We start from the raw sequence: 21263 nt of genomic DNA, 5'->3' as shown, positions 1-21263 counted from the left end.
TCAGGCGCCCGTGAACGGGGCGATCGTGATGCCGGCGTCCTGCAGCATCCGCTTCGTCTCGGCGGCCATCGCCACCGAGCCGGGGCTGTCGCCGTGCACGCAGATCGACTGCGCGGCCACGGGCACATCGGTGCCGTCGATCGCCCGGATCACACCGTCGGCGGCCAGGCGCACCATGCGCTCGGCGACCGCGGCCGGGTCGTGCAGCACGGCCCCCTCCTCGGTGCGCGACACCAGCTGCCCGTCCGGCTGATAGGCGCGGTCGGCGAACGCCTCCGCCGCAACGGCGAGCCCTGCCCGCTCGGCGACGTCGAGCACGACGCCTCCGGACAGGCCGAGAAGCACCAGGCTCGGGTCGATCGCACGGATCGCGGCCACGACGTCCTTCGACTGACGCTCGTCCCGCGCGATCGTGTTGTACAGCGCACCGTGCGGCTTGACGTAGGCGACCCGTCCGCCGACCGCGGCGGCGACCCCCATCAGTGCGCCGAGCTGATACTCGACGTGCGCCTGGAGCGTGGCCGAGTCGATGTCGACCTTCGTGCGTCCGAAGTTCTCGTAGTCGCGGTAGCCGGGGTGCGCACCGATCACGACCCCGCCCTGGACCGCGGCCGTGAGCGTCTGCCGGATACCCTCCGGATTGCCGGCGTGGAAGCCGCACGACACGTTCGCACTCGTGACGAGGCGGAGCATGCTCGCGTCGTCGCTGACGATCCGGTCGGCGACGTTCTCGCCGAGGTCCGAGTTCAGGTCGATCGAGGTCATGCGATCACGCTCCGATTCCGAGGAAGGCGAAGATGGGGCCGACCGAGACGATCCCCATGTACCAGGTCAGCAGCGTCACGAGCGTACCGGCGATCAGCAGCCACATCGGGTACTTCTTCGAGCCGAGCAGATCGCGACGGAACCAGCCGATGTACATGAACACCGTGAGGCCGATCGGCAGGATCAGACCGTTGAAACCGCCCACGAAGACGAGGATCGCCGCGGGTGCCGTGCCGATCGACAGGTACACGGCCAGCGACACCACGATGAACGCGACGGTCGCGAGCTGCAAGGGCCAGCCGCCCCTGAGCTTCTTCGTGAAGGTGGAGAGGAAAGTGGCCGACGTGTACGCCGCACCGATGACAGAGCTGATCGCGGCGGCCCAGAAGATCGCGCCGAAGATGCGCAGTCCGGCGTCGCCGAGCACCGCGCCGAATGCCTGCCCCGCGGGGTTCGCGGCCTGACTCGACAGGTCGAGAGTGACACCGGAGGCCACGACGCCGAGGATCGCGAGGAACAGGACGTAGCGCATGATGCCCGTGACGAGGATGCCGTTGGCGGCGGCGCGCATCACCGGACCGGCGCGCTCGGGTCCGGTATGCCCGGAGTCGAGGTAGCGGTGTGCACCGGAGTAGGTGATGTAGCCGCCGACCGTTCCACCGACGATCGTGGTGATGGTGGCGAAGTTCAGCTCGTCCGGGAGGAAGGTCTGGGAGAGCGCTTCGCCGAGCGGCGGCTGCGCGATGAAAGCCACGATCAGGGTCATCACGATCATGCCGAGGCCGAGCACGATCAGGACGACATCCATCACCCGCCCCGCCTTCTTGATCAGGAAGATGATGATCGCCAGCGCTGCGGTGAGTGCGCCTCCGAGCTTCGGATCGATGCCGAGGAGCGCGTTCATGCCGAGCCCGCCACCGGCGATGTTGCCGATGTTGAACGCGAGTCCGCCGATCACGACGAGGACGGCGATCACGTGTCCGGAGAAGGGGATGGCGCTGTTGGCGAGTTCGCCGGCGCGCTTGCCCGACGAGGTGATCATGCGCCACACGTTCAGTTGCACGGCGATGTCGACCAGGATCGAGACGAGGATGGCGAAGGCGAACGCCGCCCCCATCGTCGCGGTGAACGTCGCCGTCTGGGTGATGAAGCCGGGGCCGATGGCACTGGTGGCCATGAGGAAGATCGCACCGAGGACGGCACTGCGGCCGGCGCGCTTCTTGACGGCGGCCAGGCGGACTTCGTCTTCCGGGGAGAGGGAGGCGGTGGACTGCTCGGACATGGAGGGGGATTCCCATCGTCGTTGGTGGGTGTCGGGTGACCCCCAGTGTAGAACGGATAGACACTGATTGTTCAACAATATTGTTTCGGCTGTGCTACGAAGACGTTGCCCGCGTGTGTTTTCTGGGGAGGATCCTCGAACGATCGATTCCTTCGCCACCTACGATGAAGGCATGAACCAGCAGGGCATGCTTCCCGATGTGCTCCGTCAGCGCATCATCGACGGCGACTTCGCTCCGGGATCGCGTCTGTCCGAGTCGGCCCTCGCCGAGCAGTTCGAGGTCTCACGCAACACCCTCCGCGAAGCCTTCCGCGCACTCGCTGAACAGGGGCTGCTGGAGCACATCCCGCACCGTGGCGTCTCCGTCGCCTCCCCGTCGATCGCCGACGTCATCGACATCTATCGGGCCCGTCGCGTGATCGAATGCTCCGCGCTGCTGCAGTCGGAACCCGAGCACCCGGCCGTCCAGCGGATGAAGGACGCGGTCGAGTCCGCGGAAGCGGCCCGGGCCGAGGCGGCGGACGACCCTCGGGCCTGGCGCCGGGTCGGAAGCGCCAACATGGCCTTCCACGTCGCACTGGTCGATCTCGCCGACAGCCCCCGACTGGCCCGCACGTACCGCGATCTGGCAGCCGAGCTCCGCCTGGTCTTCCTCAAGATCGACGACCCGCGTTCGCTGCACGAACCCTTCGTCCGCAAGAACCGCGCCGTGCTCGACGCATTCCTCGCGCGCGGCCCGCAGGCCGGAGCCACCGAGCTCGAGCGCTACCTCGTGCAGTCGGAACGCGTGGTGCTCGGCGCCTTCGCCCGCATGCGCCTGGAGTGAGCGACCTCGCACCGCGCCTCAGGCGGTGCCCCCGGGCGGGTGCGGACCGGACTCGAGCGCTCCGGTCGCTCGCGGACGCCGTTCGCCGTCCCGCAGCCGCACGGGCGGGACAAGGGGCGCGGCGGGTGCGGGCAGTCCATATCGGCGGTAGACCCAGCGTCGCGCGTCTTCGAGTGGATACGTGTCACCGAACACCGCGAACTTCACGAAGACGCCTTCGAGGGTGCTGCGGAACATGATCTCCTCGAGCTCCGGATCCTCGGCGCCCCGCGCGCGGAACAGCTCACGCATGGCATCCTCCGCTGCCGTCACGCGTACCTCGTGTCGGACCTCCGACTCGGCGAACAGCCGGTGCGTCGACGGCTGCTGCTGCATCGCGAGCACCGCCCGCTCCAGCGGTGTCGCGTAGCCCGTCGCCCCGAGCGCCCCGTCGATCACGGCAGCGAGCATCTCGTCCGGCGTGCCTTCGACCCGGGCGAAGCCGAGCACGGTCTCGAACCAGCGATCGATGACGGCCGCGATGAGCTGGTCCTTGCCGCCGAAGTGATAGTTGACGAGCCCCTGGGCCACACCTGCACGCGTCGTGATCTCCGCGATGCTGGCCCCGGCGACTCCGCGCTCGGAGAAGGCCGCGATCGCCGCCTGCAGGATGCTCTCCCTGGTACGTTCGCGCGCCTGCCGATACTGCTCGTCGGAACGTGCCATGCGGCTTCCTCTCCCGTGTTCCGCGGTGTCCCTGCCTCTGAGCACGTGCCGCCCGACTCAGGCCGAGGCGCGCACCACGAGTTCGGTGGACAGGATCGTCGTGGTGGGCGGGTCCTCGCCCGCGAGACGCGACAGCAGGACCCGGGCCATGGCCTCGCCCTGCGCGTACATCGGCTGACGCATCGTGGTCAGCTGCGGATCCGTGCTGACCGCGACCGACGAATCGTCGAAGCCCACCAGGGCGATGTCCTCCGGAACCCGCAGGCCCGACGCACGCAGCGCCGTCAAGGCACCACGGGCCATCAGGTCGCTCGCGACGAAGATGGCGTCGGGGCGCCCGCCCGCGAGAAGCCGTCGAGCGGCGTCCGCCCCGCTCGCCTCGCTGTAGTCCCCCTCCTCCTCCGCATACGGGGAGAGACCGGCATCCTTCAGCGCCTCGCGGAAACCCTGCACGCGGTCGACCGACGCGACCATCGTCAGCGGCCCGGAGATCGTCGCGATGCGCGTACGGCCGATGTCGATCAGGCGCTGAGTGGCGTTGCGCGCTCCGGTGACGTTGTCGACGTCGACCACGTAGTCGCCCTCATGGCGTCGCACCGGCCGACCGCCGAAGACGACGGGGACGGCATCCGCGATCCGATCGACGAAGGCGTCGCTCGTGTGATGCGAGACGATCAGCGCGCCGTCGACTCCGCCGTTGCGCACGAAACTGGTCATCTTGTCACCGGGATCGTCGCTCGCGATCAGCAGGTTGAGCAGGTAGTCCGAGCTGCCGAGCGCCCCCGTGATGCCGGCGACGATCGCTGCGAAGAACGGGTCGCCGAAGAAGCGGGTCGTGTCCTCGGGGATGATCAGGGCGATCGCGTGCGTCTGCCTCGACGCCAGCGAGCGTGCCGCACGGTTGGGCACGTAGTTCAGCTCGTCGATCGCGGCCCGCACGGCGGCCAGGGCCTCCGGGCTCACGGACGTCGATCCGTTCACCACCCGCGACACGGTGGACCGGGATACTCCGGCGGTGGATGCCACCTCTTCGATGGTCGCTCGGGGCGACATCAGCGTACGCACTCTTCCATCGCCCTATTGTCGCTGACCATCTCCCTTCGAATCACGCAAATGGTCGCATCTCGACCAACGGATCGAGCCATTCACGCGATTCGAACGGGGAGGAGGCCGCACTACAGAGCGCGAGCGGCGATGATCCGGGCGTACTCGCGACCGGAGTCCTTGAGCGTGCGCTCCTGGGTGTCGTAGTCGACACGGACGATGCCGAAGCGCTTGTCGTAGCCCCACGCCCACTCGAAGTTGTCGAAGAGCGACCAGTAGAAGTAGCCGCGCACGTCGACACCCGCTTCCGCCGCATCGAGCACCGCGCCGAGGTGCAGACGCAGGAATTCGGTGCGGTCGGCATCGTGCACACGCTTCTCGTCGCCCTCGACCACCACGACGTCGTCATAGGCCGCGCCGTTCTCGGTCATGGAGAGCACGGTGCCCGCAGGCTCGGCGTATTCGGTCCAGATCCGCTGCAGCACGCGGGTGAGGCCCTCGGGCTGCACCTCCCAGTTCTGCGCGGTGCGCGGCAGACCCCGCTCGACCGCGTGGATGCCCTCGCTGGACGGATACGGGCTGCGCCGGACGCGATCGGTGTCCGGCTCCGCGGAGACCGGCCCCTCGGCCGGTGCCGTGCCGGACACGAAGTCGCCGTGGTAGTAGTTCACGCCCTGGGTGTCGATGCGCTGCGCGATGGTCTCGAGGTCACCGTCGTGGACGGACGCCTCGAACCGCGCGACCGCCTCGGCATCGACCGCACGGATGTCCTCGACGATGTCGGCCGGATAGCTGCCGCGGTAGATCGGATCGAGGAACCAGCGGTTGAACTGCCCGTCCACCCGGCGGGCGGCATCGACGTCGGCCGGGTTCTGCGGATCGGCAGGATCGGCGACCGTGTGGTTCAGCGTGATGCCGAGGTTGAGCGACGCATCGCGACCGCGCAGCTCCTGCACGGTGCTGCCGTGTGCGAGCAGCAGATGGTGCGCGGCGAGCAACCCCTCCGCGACGCTGGTGTGACCCGGCGCGTGCTCGCCCGCCGTGTAGGAGAGGAACGACGAGCACCACGGCTCGTTCAGCGTCGTCCACACGTTCACCCGGTCGCCCAGCGCATCGTGCATCGTTCCCGCGTAGTCGAGGAACCGATCGACCGTGTCACGGTTCGTCCATCCCCCGCCCTCCTGCAGCGCCTGCGGCATGTCCCAGTGGTACAGCGTCAACCAGGGCAGGATGTCGGCGCCGAGGAGTTCGTCGATCAGTCGTTCGTAGAAGTCGACCCCGGCGGGGTTCACCGCACCGCCGTCCGGCCGCACCCGCGACCACGACGTCGAGAACCGGTACGTCTGCAGGCCGAGCTCCTTCATGAGCGCGACGTCCTGCGGGTAGCGGTGGTAGTGGTCGCAGGCCACGTCGCCGTTCTCCGCGCCGATCACGGCACCGGGCACACGGGCGAACGCATCCCAGATCGACGCGGTGCGCCCGTCCTCGAACGCGGCCCCCTCGATCTGGTACGCCGCCGTCGCGGCACCGAAGAGGAAGTTCTCGGGGAAGGAGCGGGTCATACGGGTCATCCTTTCACCGCGCCCGCCATGATGCCACTGACCAGCTGGCGACCCGCGACCACGAAGAGCACGAGCAGCGGAAGGGTCGCGAGCACCGCGCCGGCGAGCACGATCGAGTAGTCGATGTAGTACCCCGACTGCAGCTGGCTGAGGGCCGTCTGCAGGGTCGGGTTCTGAGGGGAGAGCACGATCAACGGCCACAGGTAGTCGGTCCACGCGGTCATGAAGGTGAAGAGTCCGAGGATCGCCATGGCCGGTCGCGCCGCCGGGAGGCCCACGGTCAGGAAGGTCCGGAACTGGTTCGCCCCGTCCATCCGCGCGGCCTCGATCAGCTCGTCCGGGATCACGTCGACCAGATACTGGCGCATGAAGAAGACGCCGAACGCGGTGACCAGGGTCGGCACGATCACCGCGCCGATCGTTCCGGTCCAGCCGAGTTCGCGCATCAGCATGAAGAGCGGGATGATGCCGAGCTGCGTCGGGATCGCCATGGTCGCGATCACGAAGATCATCAGCCCGTCGCGACCTTTGAAGCGCAGTTTCGCGAAGGCGTACCCGGCGAGCGTCGAGAACGTGACGACCGAGAGCGTGATGATGCCCGAGATCAGGAACGAGTTGCCGAGCGCGAGCCAGAACGGGATCGCATCGAACACCTGAGCCGCGTTGGTGAGGAAGTTCCCGCCGGGGATCAACGGCAGCGTCTCACCTCGGGTGGCGTTCGTGCCGCTGGCGACCACGACCGACCACCACAGCGGATACACGCTGCCGATGATGAACGCGGCCAGGAGTCCGTAGGTGAGGAAACCGGGTCGGCTGCCGATGCCGGCGTTGCCCCCGGTCCGGACCTGACGACGCCGGATCTTCTCCGGCACGCTGAGAGCCTGCGTGGCGGTCATCGGGTCCCCTCCTCGGTGCTCGTGCGCGCACGGCGACGGGCCGCGCGATTCTTCGGGGCGTCACCGGTGGAGATGCGCCGGGAGATCAGGAAGTTGATGACGCCGATGGCCACGATCAACAGGAAGAGCAGGATGGCGACCGCCGAGGCCTCGCCGAGGTTGCGGCGGAAGAAGGCGAGTTCCCACAGGAACAGGACCGTGGTCTGGAACTGCCTATCGCTGCCGCCGATGCCGCCGGCCGTCGAGACGTCGAACAGGCGGGGCTCGGCGAAGATCTGCAGCCCGCCGATCGTCGCGGTGATGATCACGAAGATCAACGTCGGACGGATCGTGGGGATCGTGATCGAGAAGAACCGCCGTGCGGCACCGGCGCCGTCGAGGGCGGCGGACTCGTACAGGTCGCGCGGCACGGCCTGCATCGCCGCGAGCAGGATGAGGGCGTTGTAGCCCGTCCAGCGGAAGTTCACCATGACCGCGATCGCGATGTGCGACAGGGCCGTGTTGTGCTTCCACTCCTGATCGGCGATCCCGACGAGGTTGAGCAGGTTGTTGGCCAGACCGTCGGCCTCGTTGAAGATGCTCGAGAAGATGATGGCGACCGCGACCGGCGTGACCACGAACGGGATGAGCACACTCATCCGCCAGAACGTCGGGGCACGGAGTCCGCGGTCCAGGAGGTACGCGATCACGAGGGCGACGGCGAGCTGCGGGATGGCCGAGAGCAGGAAGATGCTCAGGGTGTTGCCGATCGAGTTCCAGAACATCGCGTCGCCGAGGATCTCGACGAAGTTACCGAATCCGACGAAGTCCCCCTCCCCCTTGAGCAGGTCCCAGTCGTGCACGGCGACCCACACGGTGTAGAGCAGGGGGAACAGGCCGACCAGCCCGAACAGCAGGAAGAACGGCGAGATGTAGAAGTAGGGCGATGCGTTCTGGTCGAACCGCGAGACGCGATGACGCCAGGAGCGCTTCGACACGGCATCCTTCGCCGGAGGTGTCGTCTCGCGGTGCTCCGCGGGCGGGGCGGTGAGAGTCATGGGGTGTCCTTGTCCCGGAGGTCCGAGGGGTTCCGGTCGCAGTTTCGCTCGGAATGCACGGGCGATACCGAGCGAAACTGCGACCGGAAGGGAGATGTCCGCTGAGGTCAGCCGACGAGGTCGTTCAGCAGACCGATCGCCTGATCCCAGGCACCCTGCGTGTCGGTCTCGCCGCGGTCGAGGCTGCTGAGAGCCGGACCGAAGACGTTCTCCTGGATGACGGAGTCATCCGCGCCCTTGAACTGCGCGACCACGCCCTTGGCACGCTCGGCGAGGATCGCCCCGGTCGGAGCGTCGTTGAAGAAGGCGTTCGGTGTCGCGTCCGCGGCGAGCGTCTCCTGCGCCTTGATCGTGGACGGGAAGTTGCCCGCGGCTGCGGACTGCTTCACCTGCTGGTCGGGCTGCGTCAGCCAGTCGGCGAGCTCGGCCGCCGCCTCCTTGTGCTCCGAGGACTCCGGGATCGAGAGGAACGCCCCACCCCAGTTGGCCGCGCCGCCGGGGAACACGTCGGCGAAGTCCCATCCGGTCGACGCGTCTCCGCCGCCGGCCTCGACCTGACCCTGCACGACGCCGAGCATCCAGCCCGGGCACACGAAGGTCGCGAAGGTGCCGTCGACGAACGACTTTCCGCCGTTCCAGTCCCAGGCCGTCTGCGCGGCGGACTGACCGCCCTCGGTGGCTGCGCCGAGTTCCTCGAAACGCTTCTTGAGCTCGTCGTTGCCCTCGACGTTCAGCTCGCCGTCGGCCGTGTAGTAGCCCTCGTCGAGCTGGTTGACCATGGCGTTCCACACGAAGCCGGAGTGGTCATACCAGGCCTTGCCGGTCTTGGCGGTGTAGTCCGCGCCGACCGCGAAGTAGTTCTCCCAGTCGCCGTTCAGGAGCTCGGCGACCGACTCGCGGTCGCTCGGGAGGCCTGCAGCCTCGAACGCAGCGCCGTTGTAGCAGATGCCGCTGGGGCCGATGTCCGTGCCGTAGCCGATCACACGGCCGTCAGCGTCGGTCGCCTGACCGTACTTCCAGTCGACCCAGTCGTCCTTGCGGTCCTCGATGCCGTAGTCGCGCAGGTCGACGAAGGTGTCGGACACGTCCATGATCGCGCCGAGCCAGCCTTCCTCGATCGCGACGATGTCGCTGAGGCCGGAACCGGCGGCGATCTTCGTGAAGGCATCGGTACGGGCGTTGCCACCCGTGTCGATGTTGGTCGCCTCGATCTTGACGTTCGGGTGCGCCTCCTCATACTCCTTGTAGAGGTCTTCGTAACCGAAGGTGCCGAACGTGGTGACGGTCAGGGTGACCTCCTCGTCGGCGCTTCCCTCCGAGGTGTCGCCGGAGCTGCCGGAGCAGCCGGCCAGGGCCAGGGCGGAGACGGATGCCACAGCTGCGATCGCGAGGATCCGGTGGCGGGCACGTGTGTTCACAGTTCACTCCTTTGTGGTGGTCGTGCGGTGTTGGTGCGTAGGAACGCCGTGGGAGCGCTCCCACGGGTTGAGCTGCCACTCTATGGGAGCGCTCCCACGGTGTCAACCCGACCCGTGCGAACCCGGTCCTGTTCACAACTCAGGAAGAACCTGGCGGCGTGGCCGGTACGGAGCGGCAAACGCGGTAGTCGGGCCGTTTTCTCCTGAGTTGTGAACGCGGCGTACCCTTGTCCGGTGCCCGATGCCACGCTCTCCCCTGCCCTCGTCCGCGCCGAAGCCCTGATCCGCAACGTTCCGGACTACCCGCAGCCGGGGATCATCTTCCGCGACATCACGCCGCTCCTCGCCGACGCCGAGGCCCTCCGTGTGACGACCGAGGCGATCATCGAGCCCTTCGCAGGGCAGTTCGACGTGATCGCGGGCATCGAGGCTCGTGGATTCATCCTGGCCAGCGCCGCGGCGATCGCGGCCGGTGTGGGACTCATCCCGATCCGCAAGGCCGGAAAGCTGCCGCGCCCCGCTGCCTCCGTGGACTACGCCCTCGAGTACGGCACCGCCACGATCGAGATGCACGACGATCTGCCCGCCGGATCCCGCGTACTGCTGATCGACGACGTGCTCGCCACCGGCGGTACCCTCGCCGCGGGACGGGAACTCGTCGAACAGCTCGGCAGCCACGTCATCGGCATCTCGGTGCTGTTCGAGATCGATGGCCTCGGCGGCCGCGAGGCCATCGGCGACCTGCACACGGTCTTCCACTCCGCGGAGTAGTCCGCGCCCGGGGCAGTAGACTGGGTGCGCCCGTCCGCCCGCGACTCCCGGAGCCGTTCATGCCCACCATCGTCGTCGACGTCATGCCCAAGCCCGAACTGCTCGACCCGCAGGGGAAGGCCGTCTCCGGCGCCTTCGCCCGCCTCGGTGTGGAGGGCTTCTCCGACGTCCGCATCGGCAAGCGCTTCGAGCTCACCGTCGAGGGCGAGGTCACCGAAGAGGTCCTCGCCGAAGCCCGCCGCATCGCCGACGAGGTGCTCTCCAACTCCGTGATCGAGGACGTCGTCGGCATCGAGGTCGCCGAGTGACCGTCCGCATCGGCGTCATCACCTTCCCCGGGTCGCTCGATGACCGCGACGCCCAGCGCGCGGTGCGCATCGCCGGCGCCGAACCCGTCGCCCTGTGGCACGGTTCGCACGACCTCGAGGGCGTCGACGCCCTCGTCCTCCCCGGCGGCTTCAGCTACGGCGACTACCTGCGCGCGGGCGCCATCGCCGCGCTCTCGCCGATCATGTCCGAGGTGAAGGATGCCGCTGCCCAGGGCATGCCCGTGCTCGGCATCTGCAACGGGTTCCAGATGCTCGTCGAAGCGCACCTGCTTCCCGGCGGTCTGATCCGCAACAACCACCAGCACTTCGTGCGCCGTGACCAGAAGCTCACGGTCGAGAACTCCGACACCGCCTGGACGAACGCGTTCCGCGCCGGCCAGGAGATCGTGATCCCGCTCAAGAACGCCGACGGCGGCTACATCGCCGACGAGCAGACGCTCGACCGCATCGAGGGCGAGGGGCTCGTGGCCTTCCGCTATGCCGGGGTCAACCCGAACGGTTCCCTGCGCGACATCGCCGGCCTCACGAACGAGGCGGGCAATGTGGTCGGCCTCATGCCGCACCCCGAGCACGCGACCGAGGCGGGCTTCGGCCCCGACACCTCCGCCGCCATGCGCAGCGGTGTCGACGGACTCGACTTCTTCACGAGCGCCATCGCCGCGGTCGCCCGCGTCGCCGCGTAGGCCCGGGGTTCCGCAGCCCCTGCGCTTTCGCAGCCCGGCTCAGTCGCCCGGAAGCGTGAAGGGGTTACTCCCTGCTGCCGCGAGCAGGTACCAGGCCGTCGCGCCCGTGTGCAGACTCGCGTAGTAGAGGTCGCCGAATCCGGAGTCGAGGCCGTCGTTCGAGGTCGCGACGATGCCCTTGCCGTCTCCGTTCGGGGCGTCGCGCTGCGCCAGCCGGATGCTGCTCAGCAGGGCCTCCGCACGATCCGCGTCGCCCGCTCCGTCCCGCAGACGCAGAGCCAGCGCGAGGTGTCCGCTCCCCTCGAACCACGCCTTCGACACGTCGACCTCGCTGATGGACGGACCCGTGTAGGGGCCATCGGTGGCCATCAGGTTCGCGAGCGTCCAGTCCAGCGCGGCGCCGTAGCGCGGGTCTCCGGTGGCGAGTGCGCTCCAGGTCTGGCCGTCCAGGGGGATGGGACGCGTGTTGATGGTCGAGCCGTCGAGGCCGGTGCCGGTGTTCACGTGGCCGTCCGCGCTCTGCATCGCCGCGACGAAGTCGGCCGCGACGGCTGCCCGCTCCGCCCACACCGCGTCCCCGGTGAGCTGCGCGAGCTGTGTGAAGAACCCGGCGATGTCGCTGTTGTGCTCGGTCGACTTCCAGGTCAGCGACGTGCCGTCCTCGAGCTGACCGCCGGTGTAGCCGTACGGAGCCCGGACCATGTCCGCGGTGTTGTCCTGGATCCACTGCCCCACGCGCAGCGCCCCGTCGAGATACTTCGGATCCCCGGTCGCGTGCGCGAGCCGCGCGAGCGCCAACCCGACCCACGCCTGGTTTCCGGTGAAGCTGCCGGGACCGGTGATCTCCACCCGTCCTTGGCGGATGCCGTGCGGCTCGTACGACGCACGGGTGCGTCCGTCGCCGATCGGGTCGTTCTCCTGCACGAACAGGAGCGTGTCGCCGATCGCCCGCGCGCGACGGAGATCGTCCGGAAGCCCCCGCGCGGTGTAGGCGATCACGACCAGCGCGTCGTCGTACACGAACGACGGCGTGAAGTCCCAGGTGGGCGTGGTGAAGAAGCCGCCCTGGTAGCTGCGCGGGAGGCAATGCCCCGCACCGTCGCAGAACTCGTCGACCCTGGCATCGAGGAACTCATAGGCCAGTGCCACCGACTGTGCGGCATCGGGTGCTCCTCCGCCGGGCGCCGAACCGTCTGCGGTCCTTCCGGCGCCCAGAGCGGCAGGGGCCGCGCCGGCGAGAACGGCTGCGGCGACGAGCGCGGCGACGACGATCCACGGCGCCGAGCGACGCGAAGAACCGGACATGGAGACCCCTCGGTCAGAACCGCGCGCGGGGGATGACGCGCAGGCGACCTGAAGGTCACAGCATGAGCCTGACAGTTCCGTCGGGGCTCGAGAAGCGGCGAAAGTCTATATATCGCCCTCTCGCCCTCGCCGATTGGCGAGTGCTAGCCGAGCGCGGGCGGCCAGACGCCGATGATCAGGGCCATCACGACGACGGTGACCAGCTCATGCGCGATGTTCAGCGTGGTCAGCTTGGTCGAGCGGCCCTCGAACGCGTCGTGCGTGATGAAGCGGGCGGCCGTGAAGCCCGCCCACAGCGTGACCGCGGTGACGATCGCACCCCAGAAGTACGATCCGCCGTAGAAGTGCCAGGCGATGACGGCGGCTCCGGCGAGCACCCAGGCCGTGATGAAGCTCACGATGACCGTGGTGATGATCGCCAGCACGGGATTGCCCGAGGGATTGTCGAGGTCCACGTTCGCGAGCTTCGACCAGCGCGTGCCGAACACGCCTCTGGCGTACCAGATCGAGCCGACGAGCATGCTCGACGCGGTGGCCAGCAAGACCGCCCAGTAGTTGATCTCCGGAACCATGACAGCCTCCACTCCTCGGATGCCGCCACCCTACTCCCGACATCGCGCCCCCGGTCCCCGACACCTGCATGATCCCGCAACGGATGCATGACCCCGGCAGGAGAGGAGCTCATGCATCCGGAACGGCCTCATGCAAAACGCCCGCACGCTCTCCGCGCAGCGCGCGCCTCCGAACCGATTCGACTCCCGCCCTGGCAAGAATGTAAGCGTTTGCAGTAGCCTGTTCGGCATGGCACAGCTTGAGCAGATCGCAGCCCCCGGTTCCGAGTGGTGGCGCAGCGCCGTCATCTACCAGATCTACCCCCGCTCCTTCGCGGATGCCTCGGGCGACGGCATCGGCGACCTGCCGGGCATCACCAGCCGCCTCGATGCACTGCAGGAACTGGGCGTCGACGCGATCTGGCTGAGCCCGTTCATGACCAGCCCGCAGCGCGATGCCGGCTACGACGTCGCCGACTACCGCGACGTCGACCCGCTCTTCGGCACCCTCGCCGACTTCGACCTGATGCTCGAAGAAGCGCACGCCCGTGGCATCCGTGTGATCGTGGATCTGGTCCCCAACCACTCCTCCGACCAGCACGTCTGGTTCCAGGAAGCGCTCAAGGCGGCACCCGGCAGCCCGGAGCGCGCGCGCTACATCTTCCGCGACGGCAAGGGGGAGAACGGCGAACTCCCGCCGAACAACTGGGAGTCCGTGTTCGGCGGTGGCATGTGGGAGCGCGTCGTCGAGGCCGACGGCACCCCCGGCCAGTGGTACCTGCACATCTTCGACGCCACGCAACCCGACTTCGACTGGACGAACGAAGAGGTGCGCGAGGAGTTCCGCTCCATCCTGCGCTTCTGGCTCGACCGCGGTGTCGACGGCTTCCGTGTCGACGTGGCCCACGGCATGATCAAGGCCGACGGTCTGCCCGACTACACGCCCCCGAGCGATGCCGACTCGATGGGCGGCGGCGAGTCGAACGTGCCGTACTGGGGCCAGGACGGCGTGCACGACATCTACCGCGACTGGCACACCGTGCTCGCCGAGTACGACGGCGATCGCGCCCTGTGCGGCGAGGCCTGGATGCCGACGCTCACGCAGACCGCGCTCTGGGTGCGTCCGGATGAGATGCACCAGACGTTCAACTTCCCCTACCTGATGACGCCGTGGGATGCGAAGGCTCTGCGCGACGTCATCCGCGAGTCGCTCGACGAGTTCGGCGGAGTCGGCGCCCCCAGCACGTGGGTGCTCTCGAACCACGACGTCGTGCGGCACGCCTCCCGCCTGGCGCTCACGGCCGAGAACCCGCAGGGCGAGGGCATCGGACCGAACACCCCGAACAAGCCCGACACGGCGATCGGTCTCGCCCGCGCCCGCGCTGCGACCACCCTGATGCTCGCACTCCCCGGATCGTCGTACCTGTACCAGGGCGAAGAGCTCGGACTGCCCGAAGCCATGGAGATCCCGGACGAGTTCCGTCAGGACCCGACCTGGTTCCGGACCCACGGCGAGCGCTACGGCCGCGACGGATGCCGCGTGCCGCTGCCGTGGGAAGCGGATGCGCCGGCCTTCGGCTTCAACGACACCGGCCTGTCGTGGCTCCCGCAGCCGGACGAGTGGGCGACCTACGCGCGCGATGTGGAGGAGACCGATCCCGCGTCGACCCTCGCGCTCTACAAGCGACTGCTGGCCGGGCGTCGTGAGCACGGCTTCGGCACCGGATCGCTGGTCTGGGAGGAGGCCGGGGCCGACGCCGTGGCTTTCCGCCGTGGCGATGTGCACGTGGTCGCGAACCTCGGCACCGCACCGATCGAGCTGCCGGCGAACGCGGTCGTGATCCTGCAGAGCCAGCCGTTCGACGGAGCGGCCATCCCGGTCGACACGGCCGTCTGGTACACCACGGCCGTCCAGGCCTGAGAGCCCCTTCCGGTCGCGATATGACAGCTCTCTGCGCCGCAGGGGATGTCATATCGCGACCGGAGCACATTCGAGGAACACATGGCCAGCATCGATGAGGTCGCCCGGCTCGCCGGAGTGTCGACCGCGACCGTCTCGCGCGCGCTGAGCGGACGCGGTCACGTGTCGGAGTCCGCCCGGGAGCGCGTGCAGGCGGCGGCGCAGTCACTCGGCTACGTCGTCTCTTCACGGGCGTCGAGCCTCGCTTCCGGCCGCACCCGGAACGTCGGCGTCGTGGTGCCGTTCCTCGACCGGTGGTTCTTCAGCACCGTGCTCTCCGGTGTCTCGGCCGCCCTGATGCGCGCCGGCTACGACATCACGCTCTACAACATCACCGCCGACAAGGACGTGCGTCGGCACGTGTTCGACACCTTCCTCCGACGGCAGCGCGTGGATGCCGTCATCGCCGTGTCGATCGAGCTCGACGAGGAGGAGACGCAGCTCCTCCTGGACCTGGGGCTCCCCGTGATCGCGATCGGCGGCCCGAACCCGAAGCTCGACACCCTCACGGTCGACGACGTCGCGGTGGCGCAGCTGGCGACCGAGCACCTGATCGGCCTGGGGCACACCGACATCGCGCACATCGGGGCCAACCCCGAGTTCGACATCGACTTCCACATCCCGACCAACCGTCGACTGGGATTCGAGAAGGCCCTGGCGAAGGCCGGGATCCCCCTGAACCACGCATTCCTCGAGCCGGCGGACTTCACGGTCGAGGGTGGCTACCGCGCCGCGAAGCAACTGCTCGGACGCCCCGGCCCGCGTCCGACCGCCGTTTTCGCCGCCTCGGACGAGATGGCGATCGGCGCACTGCTCGCAGCGCGGGACCTGGGCTTCAGCGTGCCGGAGGAGCTGTCCATCGTCGGCATCGACGGACACGAGCTCGGCGAGTTCTTCCGCCTGACGACGGTCGACCAGTTCCCGCTGGGGCAGGGGGAACGCGCCGCGGATGCCGTGCTCGCGAAACTCACCACCCCGGACGAGGTCCGCATCCCGTCAGCGCTGCCCTACGAGCTGAACGTGCGCGGGACCACCGCCCGTCTGCTCTAGCCGCGGAGCAGGGCGGCGTCGCGCCAGGTGCGGTAGCCGCCGTCGAGGTTGCGGGCGTCCACACCGTGCTGCCGGAGGATCCGCGTGGCGATGTGTCCGCGCAGTCCGACCTGGCAGTGCACCACGATCTCTCCGTCGGGCAGCTCATCGAGTCGATCCCGCAGTTCATCGAGCGGCACGTTGACGGCGCCGGGGATCGCACCGGCGGCGAACTCCGTCGGCGTGCGGACGTCGATCAGTGCCGCCCCCGCGCGCTGCGCGGCGTCGAGCTCATGCCACTGGATCGTCGGCGTCGTGCCGGTCCGGGTGTTCTCCGCGACGTAGCCGAGGATGTTCACCGCATCCTTCGCCGAGCCGAACTGAGGTGCGTAGGCGAGTTCGAGCTGCGCGAGTTCTGCGGCCGGCATCCCTGCATGCATGGCGGTAGCGATCACGTCGATCCGCTTGTCGACGCCGTCCCGGCCGACGACCTGCACCCCGAGGATGGCGTCGGACCGCGGGTCGGCGAGCAGCTTCATCGACAGGGTCTCCGCACCCGGGTAGTACCCGGCGTGCGATCCGGGATGCACGTGCACGGCGTAGAACTCGCGCCCCGCCGCTCGGAGCTGCCGTTCGCTCCAGCCCGTCTTCCCTGCGGCGACCCCGAATACGCGGACGATCCCGGTGCCGAGCGCGGGTCGCGCCGTCTCTGACCGTCCCGCGAGGAGGTCGGCCACCATGCGCCCGTGACGGTTCGCGAGCCCGGCCATCGTGACGAGAGCCGTGCCCCCGCCCACGAGCTCGGCCTTCTCGACCCCGTCTCCCACGGCGAACACGTCGGGCGCGCTCGTGCGGCACTGCGCGTCGACGTCGATGCCTCCTGTCTCGCCGATCCGGATGCCCGCGCGCTCCGCCAACGTCGTCTCCGGCACCACCCCGGACGCGTCGATCATGAGTTCCGCGGCGATGGACGTGCCGTCACTGAGCGTGACGTATCCGGAATCGGCGCGAACGACCTCGACCCCGAGGCGCACATCGACGCCGTGTGCACGGACCTCCGCGGCGATCGGGGCGGCCATCTCCGCATCGAGGGGGGAGAGCAACTGTGACCCACGCTGCACGAGGGTCACGGATGCGCCCCGCGCCACGAGGTTCTCGACCGCTTCCAGGCCCGTGTAGCCACCGCCGACGACGACCACCGGAAGTCCCGGTCGCACCAGTGCGGCATCGATCGCATCGGCGTCGTCGACCGTCCGCAGGGAGCGGACGGGGATGTCGGAGACCGGTTCGTCCCGGCGCGGGCGTGCCCCCGTGGCGAGGATCAGACTGTCGTAGCTCTGCGTGAAGCGTCGTCCAGAGTCGAGCTCTTCGACCTCGACGAGCTTCTGCGCGGTGTCGATGCGCACGACGTCATGACGCACCCGGACGTCGAGTCCGAAGCGGCTGCGCAGCGAGGCGGGCGTCTGCAGGAGCAGCGACTCCCGCTCCGCGATCACGCCGCCGACGTAGTAGGGCAGCCCGCAGTTCGCGTACGAGACCTCGGGTCCGCGTTCGAAGACCACGATCTGCGCATGCTCATCGAGCCGGCGCAGACGTGCGGCGGCGGACATCCCTCCGGCGACTCCGCCCACGACGACGACGGTGCGCGCTTCGGTCGCGGTCATCGCTGGAACATCCGCGAGAAGAAGCCGCCCTGCGTCTGCTCCTTAGGATGCCCGGAGCACCACTGCGCTGCGGGAACCGTTCGCCGCACATCGGCGACGTGCTCGCCGCACCCCGCCCAGGTCGTCTTCCCGCAGGTCTTGCAACGGACTGCTCGGCACATGGTTCTCGACTCCTCACCGATACCCCCGTGGGTATCTTTAGGGTCAGCATACCCCAGGGGGTATAGTGGCAAGTCCAGCCGACACTCAGGGAGCGACCGATGTCATCCGCAGATGCCGAGACCCAGCGCAAGATCGCCAACCGCCTCAAGCGCGCCCAAGGACAGCTCGGCGCCGTGATCGCCGCCGTCGAACGCGGGAGCGACTGCCGCGCGGTCGTCACCCAGCTCGCCGCCGTCACCTCGGCGCTCGACAAGGCCGGATTCCAGATCATCGCCTCCGCCATGCAGGACTGCCTGACCGACCCGGCATCGGAGACGGATTCGGCCACCGACACCGATGGGGTGTCGATGGCCGAACTGGAGAAGCTCTTCCTCTCCCTCGCGTGAACCGCGGCTGACGACGGTCAGCGTGGGACGACGAGGCCCGCGGTCGCGGTGCGGGCGGCTTCGAAGCGGCGCTGCACGTCGGGCCAGTTCACGAGGTTCCAGAACGCCTTCACGTAGTCCGCGCGCACGTTGAGGTAGTCGAGGTAGTAGGCGTGCTCCCACACGTCGAGCTGCAGCAGCGGGGTCACACCGAGCGGCGCGTTGCCCTGCTGGTCGAACAGCTGGAAGATGACCGGACGCGCACCCACGCTGTCCCACGCGAGCACCGCCCATCCCGAGCCCTGCACCCCGAGTGCCGTCGCGGTGAAGTGCGCGCGGAACGCGTCGATCGACCCGAACGCATCCACGAGCGCCGCCTCCAGCTCGCCTTCCGGAGCGCCGCCGCCCTCGGGCGACATGTTCTGCCAGAACACCGAGTGGTTGATGTGGCCGCCGAGGTTGAACGCGAGGTCCTTCTCGAGCTTGTTCACGTTCGCGAGGTCACCCGCGTCGCGGGCGGCGGCGAGCTGCTCGAGGGCGGTGTTCGCACCCGTGACATACGCCTGGTGGTGCTTGGAGTGGTGCAGCTCCATGATCTTGCCCGAGATGTGCGGCTCGAGCGCTGCGTAGTCGTAGGGCAGCTCGGGGAGCGTGTAGAGAGCGGACATGGCGTCTTCCTTTCAGTGGTGGGGGTCGTGCGGGAGGGCGTGGAAGCGACGGTCGAGGTACACGAGCGGACGCCCCTGCGGTCCGGCGATGACGTCGAGCACCTCGGCGATCACCACCGTCGACGAACCGACGGCCACGGTCTGCAGTGCACGGCAGCGCAGGGCGGCGCGCGCGGAGGCGAGGTACGGTTCCCCGGTATCGAGCTCCGACCAGCCCTGTTCCGCGGTGAAGCGTTCGGAGCCGCTGACGGCGAAGCTCTGCGCGAGGGCGGAGTGCTCGTCGTCGATGAGATGCACGACGAAGGTGTCCGCACCGAGGATCGCCCCGGCCGACCCGGTCGCCCTGGTGACGGAGAACACGATCGCCGCAGGGTCGACCGCCACCGAGGCGACGCTCGACGCCGTGAGGCCGACCGGACCGGTCGGCGTGGACGCCGTGATGATCGCGACGCCCGCGGGGTGCGTACGGAAAGCGTCCTTGAGCCGGTCGCCGACCGGTGTGGGTATGGGTGTCGCGGTCATCGTCCGGCCTCCGTCATCTGCTCCTGCTTCGCATGCCTCAGCATCTCCTCGCGCTCGACGAGTTTGGTCCGCTCGCGCCCGCGGTCGGCTCCGGCGCTGCGCTCCGCCGCGTCGATGCGCAGCCACCCGTCGAGGTCGACGGCGTGCCCGAGGTGGGCGATCGGGTCCTCCCCGCGCACGACCTCCTCGGCAGCCTCGAGATCCTCGACGAGATGCCGCACGGTCTGCGCGGCATCCGATTTCGTCGAGCCGATGAGCCCGACCGGTCCGCGCTTGATCCACCCCGTCGCGTACAGCCGCGGGATCGGCACGCCGGCTGCGTCCAGGACGCGCCCCTCGGCGTGCGGCACGACCCCGAGCTCGTCGTCGAAGGGCACCCCGGCCACGGGCGTCGAGCGGTAGCCCACAGCGCGGTAGACCGCCCCGACTTCATACCGCCGCAGTTCGCCGGTGCCCACCATGCGGCCCAGCTCATCCGACGCGGTCCGCTCCATCTCGATGCCGGTGACTCGTCCGGTGCCCAGCAGACGGACGGGTCGCTGCCGCAGGTGCAGATGGATGCGGCGAGCGGCGGTGCGGCCAGCCGGATCGAGCGCGGCCCACTCGGTCAGGGTGCGCACGATGATGCGGCGCTGCGAGAACTGCGCGATCATCCGCTCGGCATGCGCGTCGAGTGCGAGTTCGTCCGGATCGACGATCACATCGACGTCATCCTGCTCGGCGAGCTCGCGCAGCTCCAGCGGAGAGAAGCGCACGTCGGCCGGCCCCCGACGCGCGAACAGGTGCACATCCCGCAGGGGGCTGGCGCCGAGCTGGTCGAGCACGGCATCCGGGGTGTCGGTGTGCGTCAGCGCGGAGGCGTGCGTGGCGAGGATCCGCGTCACGTCGAGCGCGACGTTGCCCGCACCGAGCACCGCCACCGACTCGGCGGCGAGCGGCCAGGTGCGCGGGACATCGGGGTGCCCGTCGTACCACGCGACGAAGTCCGCGGCACCGAAAGAGCCGGGAAGGTCGATACCGGGGATGTCGAGGCGGACGTCGAGGTCGGCCCCCGTCGCCACGATCACCCCGTCGTATGCCGCACGCAGCTCATCGATCCCGATGTCACCCCCGACGTCGACGTTGCAGCGCAGGCGGATGCGCGGATGGACGAGCACCTCGTGCAGCGCATCCGTGATCTTGCGGATCCGCGGGTGATCGGGGGCGACCCCGTAGCGCACGAGACCGTACGGTGCCGGGAGCTTCTCGAAGAGGTCGATCGACGCGGTCGGCACACGATCGAGCAGGATGTCGGCGGCGTAGATGCCCGCGGGGCCCGCTCCGACGATGGCGATGCGGGGTTCGGCTACCGTCATGCGTGTTCCCCCTGGGCAGCCAGCGCGGCGATGACCGGGTGGTCGAACGCGAGCATCCCCGTCTTCGCGGCACCTCCGGGGGAGCCGATCTCATCGAAGAACTCGACGTTGGCCTTGTAGTAGTCCTGCCACTCCTCGGGGAGATCGTCCTCGTAGAAGATCGCCTCGACCGGGCACACCGGCTCGCAGGCACCGCAGTCGACGCATTCGTCCGGGTGGATGTAGAGCGAGCGCTCACCCTCGTAGATGCAGTCGACGGGACACTCGTCGATGCAGGCCTTGTCCTTCACATCGACGCACGGCAGGGCGATGACGTAGGTCATCGGGGGGTCTTCTCTAGGGTCACGCTGTCCACCGTAAAACC

22 protein-coding genes are annotated in these 21263 nt (G+C 68.7%); 7 read left to right on the top strand and 15 right to left on the bottom strand.

The window, feature by feature from the left end:
• Together E0W80_RS08280 and E0W80_RS08275 are read right to left on the bottom strand one after the other, a co-directional pair.
• Entirely contained in the window at nucleotides 1-765 is a 765-nt protein-coding gene (locus tag E0W80_RS08280; protein WP_131492064.1) for a 5-oxoprolinase subunit PxpA, read from the bottom strand.
• Nucleotides 766-769: 4 nt separating this feature from the next.
• Entirely contained in the window at nucleotides 770-2047 is a 1278-nt protein-coding gene (locus E0W80_RS08275; protein WP_047522189.1) for an NRAMP family divalent metal transporter, read from the bottom strand.
• A gap of 172 nt (nucleotides 2048-2219) precedes the next feature.
• Here E0W80_RS08275 and E0W80_RS08270 point away from each other — a divergent pair, with 172 nt between their 5' ends.
• The gene (locus E0W80_RS08270) at nucleotides 2220-2873 is read left to right on the top strand and encodes a GntR family transcriptional regulator (RefSeq protein ID WP_131492063.1); all 654 of its coding nucleotides are present in this window, start codon (nucleotides 2220-2222) and stop codon (nucleotides 2871-2873) included.
• Between the two features lie 18 nt (nucleotides 2874-2891).
• On the opposite strand, the gene E0W80_RS08265 is transcribed toward E0W80_RS08270, so the two are convergent.
• From E0W80_RS08265 to E0W80_RS08240, 6 genes are all read right to left on the bottom strand, one after another.
• Nucleotides 2892-3578, bottom strand: a complete 687-nt coding sequence (locus tag E0W80_RS08265; protein WP_131492062.1) for a TetR family transcriptional regulator — start codon at nucleotides 3576-3578, stop codon at nucleotides 2892-2894.
• 57 nt (nucleotides 3579-3635) lie between these two features.
• Nucleotides 3636-4631, bottom strand: coding sequence for a LacI family DNA-binding transcriptional regulator (locus E0W80_RS08260; protein ID WP_131492061.1), 996 nt, complete (start codon nucleotides 4629-4631; stop codon nucleotides 3636-3638).
• Between the two features lie 122 nt (nucleotides 4632-4753).
• Entirely contained in the window at nucleotides 4754-6184 is a 1431-nt protein-coding gene (locus tag E0W80_RS08255) for a GH1 family beta-glucosidase (protein WP_205802323.1), read from the bottom strand.
• A 5-nt stretch (nucleotides 6185-6189) separates the two neighbouring features.
• On the bottom strand, nucleotides 6190-7080 hold the full coding sequence (locus E0W80_RS08250) for a carbohydrate ABC transporter permease (protein ID WP_131492059.1): 891 nt from the start codon (nucleotides 7078-7080) through the stop codon (nucleotides 6190-6192).
• Complete coding sequence (locus E0W80_RS08245) at nucleotides 7077-8117, bottom strand: sugar ABC transporter permease (RefSeq protein ID WP_047524390.1); 1041 nt, start codon at nucleotides 8115-8117, stop codon at nucleotides 7077-7079. The genes E0W80_RS08250 and E0W80_RS08245 overlap by 4 nt, the downstream gene beginning before the upstream one ends.
• 107 nt (nucleotides 8118-8224) lie before the next feature.
• On the bottom strand, nucleotides 8225-9535 hold the full coding sequence (locus E0W80_RS08240) for an ABC transporter substrate-binding protein (protein ID WP_131492058.1): 1311 nt from the start codon (nucleotides 9533-9535) through the stop codon (nucleotides 8225-8227).
• 234 nt (nucleotides 9536-9769) lie between these two features.
• Between E0W80_RS08240 and E0W80_RS08235 the strand changes: the two genes are divergently transcribed.
• From E0W80_RS08235 to purQ, 3 genes are read left to right on the top strand one after another with little or no spacing between them, the layout of a single operon-like run.
• The gene (locus E0W80_RS08235) at nucleotides 9770-10306 is read left to right on the top strand and encodes an adenine phosphoribosyltransferase (RefSeq protein ID WP_131492057.1); all 537 of its coding nucleotides are present in this window, start codon (nucleotides 9770-9772) and stop codon (nucleotides 10304-10306) included.
• A 59-nt stretch (nucleotides 10307-10365) separates the two neighbouring features.
• The gene (purS, locus tag E0W80_RS08230; protein ID WP_131492056.1) at nucleotides 10366-10614 is read left to right on the top strand and encodes a phosphoribosylformylglycinamidine synthase subunit PurS; all 249 of its coding nucleotides are present in this window, start codon (nucleotides 10366-10368) and stop codon (nucleotides 10612-10614) included.
• The gene (gene purQ, locus E0W80_RS08225; RefSeq protein ID WP_047524394.1) at nucleotides 10611-11318 is read left to right on the top strand and encodes a phosphoribosylformylglycinamidine synthase subunit PurQ; all 708 of its coding nucleotides are present in this window, start codon (nucleotides 10611-10613) and stop codon (nucleotides 11316-11318) included. The genes purS and purQ overlap by 4 nt, the downstream gene beginning before the upstream one ends.
• Nucleotides 11319-11357: 39 nt before the next feature.
• On the opposite strand, the gene E0W80_RS08220 is transcribed toward purQ, so the two are convergent.
• Both E0W80_RS08220 and E0W80_RS08215 read right to left on the bottom strand, forming a co-directional pair.
• Nucleotides 11358-12623, bottom strand: coding sequence for a hypothetical protein (locus tag E0W80_RS08220; protein WP_131492055.1), 1266 nt, complete (start codon nucleotides 12621-12623; stop codon nucleotides 11358-11360).
• Between the two features lie 143 nt (nucleotides 12624-12766).
• The gene (locus E0W80_RS08215; protein ID WP_131492054.1) at nucleotides 12767-13195 is read right to left on the bottom strand and encodes a DUF1761 domain-containing protein; all 429 of its coding nucleotides are present in this window, start codon (nucleotides 13193-13195) and stop codon (nucleotides 12767-12769) included.
• A 229-nt stretch (nucleotides 13196-13424) separates the two neighbouring features.
• Here E0W80_RS08215 and E0W80_RS08210 point away from each other — a divergent pair, with 229 nt between their 5' ends.
• Nucleotides 13425-15095, top strand: a complete 1671-nt coding sequence (locus E0W80_RS08210) for a glycoside hydrolase family 13 protein (protein WP_131492053.1) — start codon at nucleotides 13425-13427, stop codon at nucleotides 15093-15095.
• Nucleotides 15096-15176: 81 nt separating this feature from the next.
• Complete coding sequence (locus E0W80_RS08205) at nucleotides 15177-16184, top strand: LacI family DNA-binding transcriptional regulator (RefSeq protein WP_047524873.1); 1008 nt, start codon at nucleotides 15177-15179, stop codon at nucleotides 16182-16184.
• On the opposite strand, the gene E0W80_RS08200 is transcribed toward E0W80_RS08205, so the two are convergent.
• The gene (locus E0W80_RS08200; protein ID WP_131492052.1) at nucleotides 16181-17827 is read right to left on the bottom strand and encodes an FAD-dependent oxidoreductase; all 1647 of its coding nucleotides are present in this window, start codon (nucleotides 17825-17827) and stop codon (nucleotides 16181-16183) included. The genes E0W80_RS08205 and E0W80_RS08200 overlap by 4 nt on opposite strands.
• Before the next feature lie 260 nt (nucleotides 17828-18087).
• Between E0W80_RS08200 and E0W80_RS08195 the strand changes: the two genes are divergently transcribed.
• Complete coding sequence (locus tag E0W80_RS08195; protein WP_047524869.1) at nucleotides 18088-18375, top strand: metal-sensitive transcriptional regulator; 288 nt, start codon at nucleotides 18088-18090, stop codon at nucleotides 18373-18375.
• 17 nt (nucleotides 18376-18392) lie between these two features.
• On the opposite strand, the gene E0W80_RS08190 is transcribed toward E0W80_RS08195, so the two are convergent.
• The 4 genes from E0W80_RS08190 to fdxA are packed head-to-tail and all read right to left on the bottom strand — an operon-like array spanning nucleotide 18393 to nucleotide 21222.
• A complete protein-coding gene (locus tag E0W80_RS08190) occupies nucleotides 18393-19022 on the bottom strand; it encodes a superoxide dismutase (RefSeq protein WP_131492051.1) in 630 nt (209 codons plus the stop codon).
• A 12-nt stretch (nucleotides 19023-19034) separates the two neighbouring features.
• A complete protein-coding gene (locus E0W80_RS08185) occupies nucleotides 19035-19544 on the bottom strand; it encodes a flavin reductase family protein (RefSeq protein ID WP_131492050.1) in 510 nt (169 codons plus the stop codon).
• Nucleotides 19541-20899: an FAD-dependent oxidoreductase gene (locus E0W80_RS08180; RefSeq protein WP_131492049.1), complete on the bottom strand. Its 1359-nt coding sequence runs from the start codon at nucleotides 20897-20899 to the stop codon at nucleotides 19541-19543. The genes E0W80_RS08185 and E0W80_RS08180 overlap by 4 nt, the downstream gene beginning before the upstream one ends.
• The gene (gene fdxA / locus E0W80_RS08175; RefSeq protein WP_131492048.1) at nucleotides 20896-21222 is read right to left on the bottom strand and encodes a ferredoxin; all 327 of its coding nucleotides are present in this window, start codon (nucleotides 21220-21222) and stop codon (nucleotides 20896-20898) included. The genes E0W80_RS08180 and fdxA overlap by 4 nt, the downstream gene beginning before the upstream one ends.
• Between the last annotated feature and the right edge of the window lie 41 nt (nucleotides 21223-21263).

Origin of the sequence: Microbacterium sp. PI-1 (assembly GCF_004337555.1) — a bacterium.
In the GTDB taxonomy this organism is placed as follows: Bacteria; Actinomycetota; Actinomycetes; order Actinomycetales; family Microbacteriaceae; genus Microbacterium; species Microbacterium aurugineum.
Note: the sequence above shows the minus strand (reverse complement) of the source record. Positions and strands in the feature narration are given on the sequence as shown.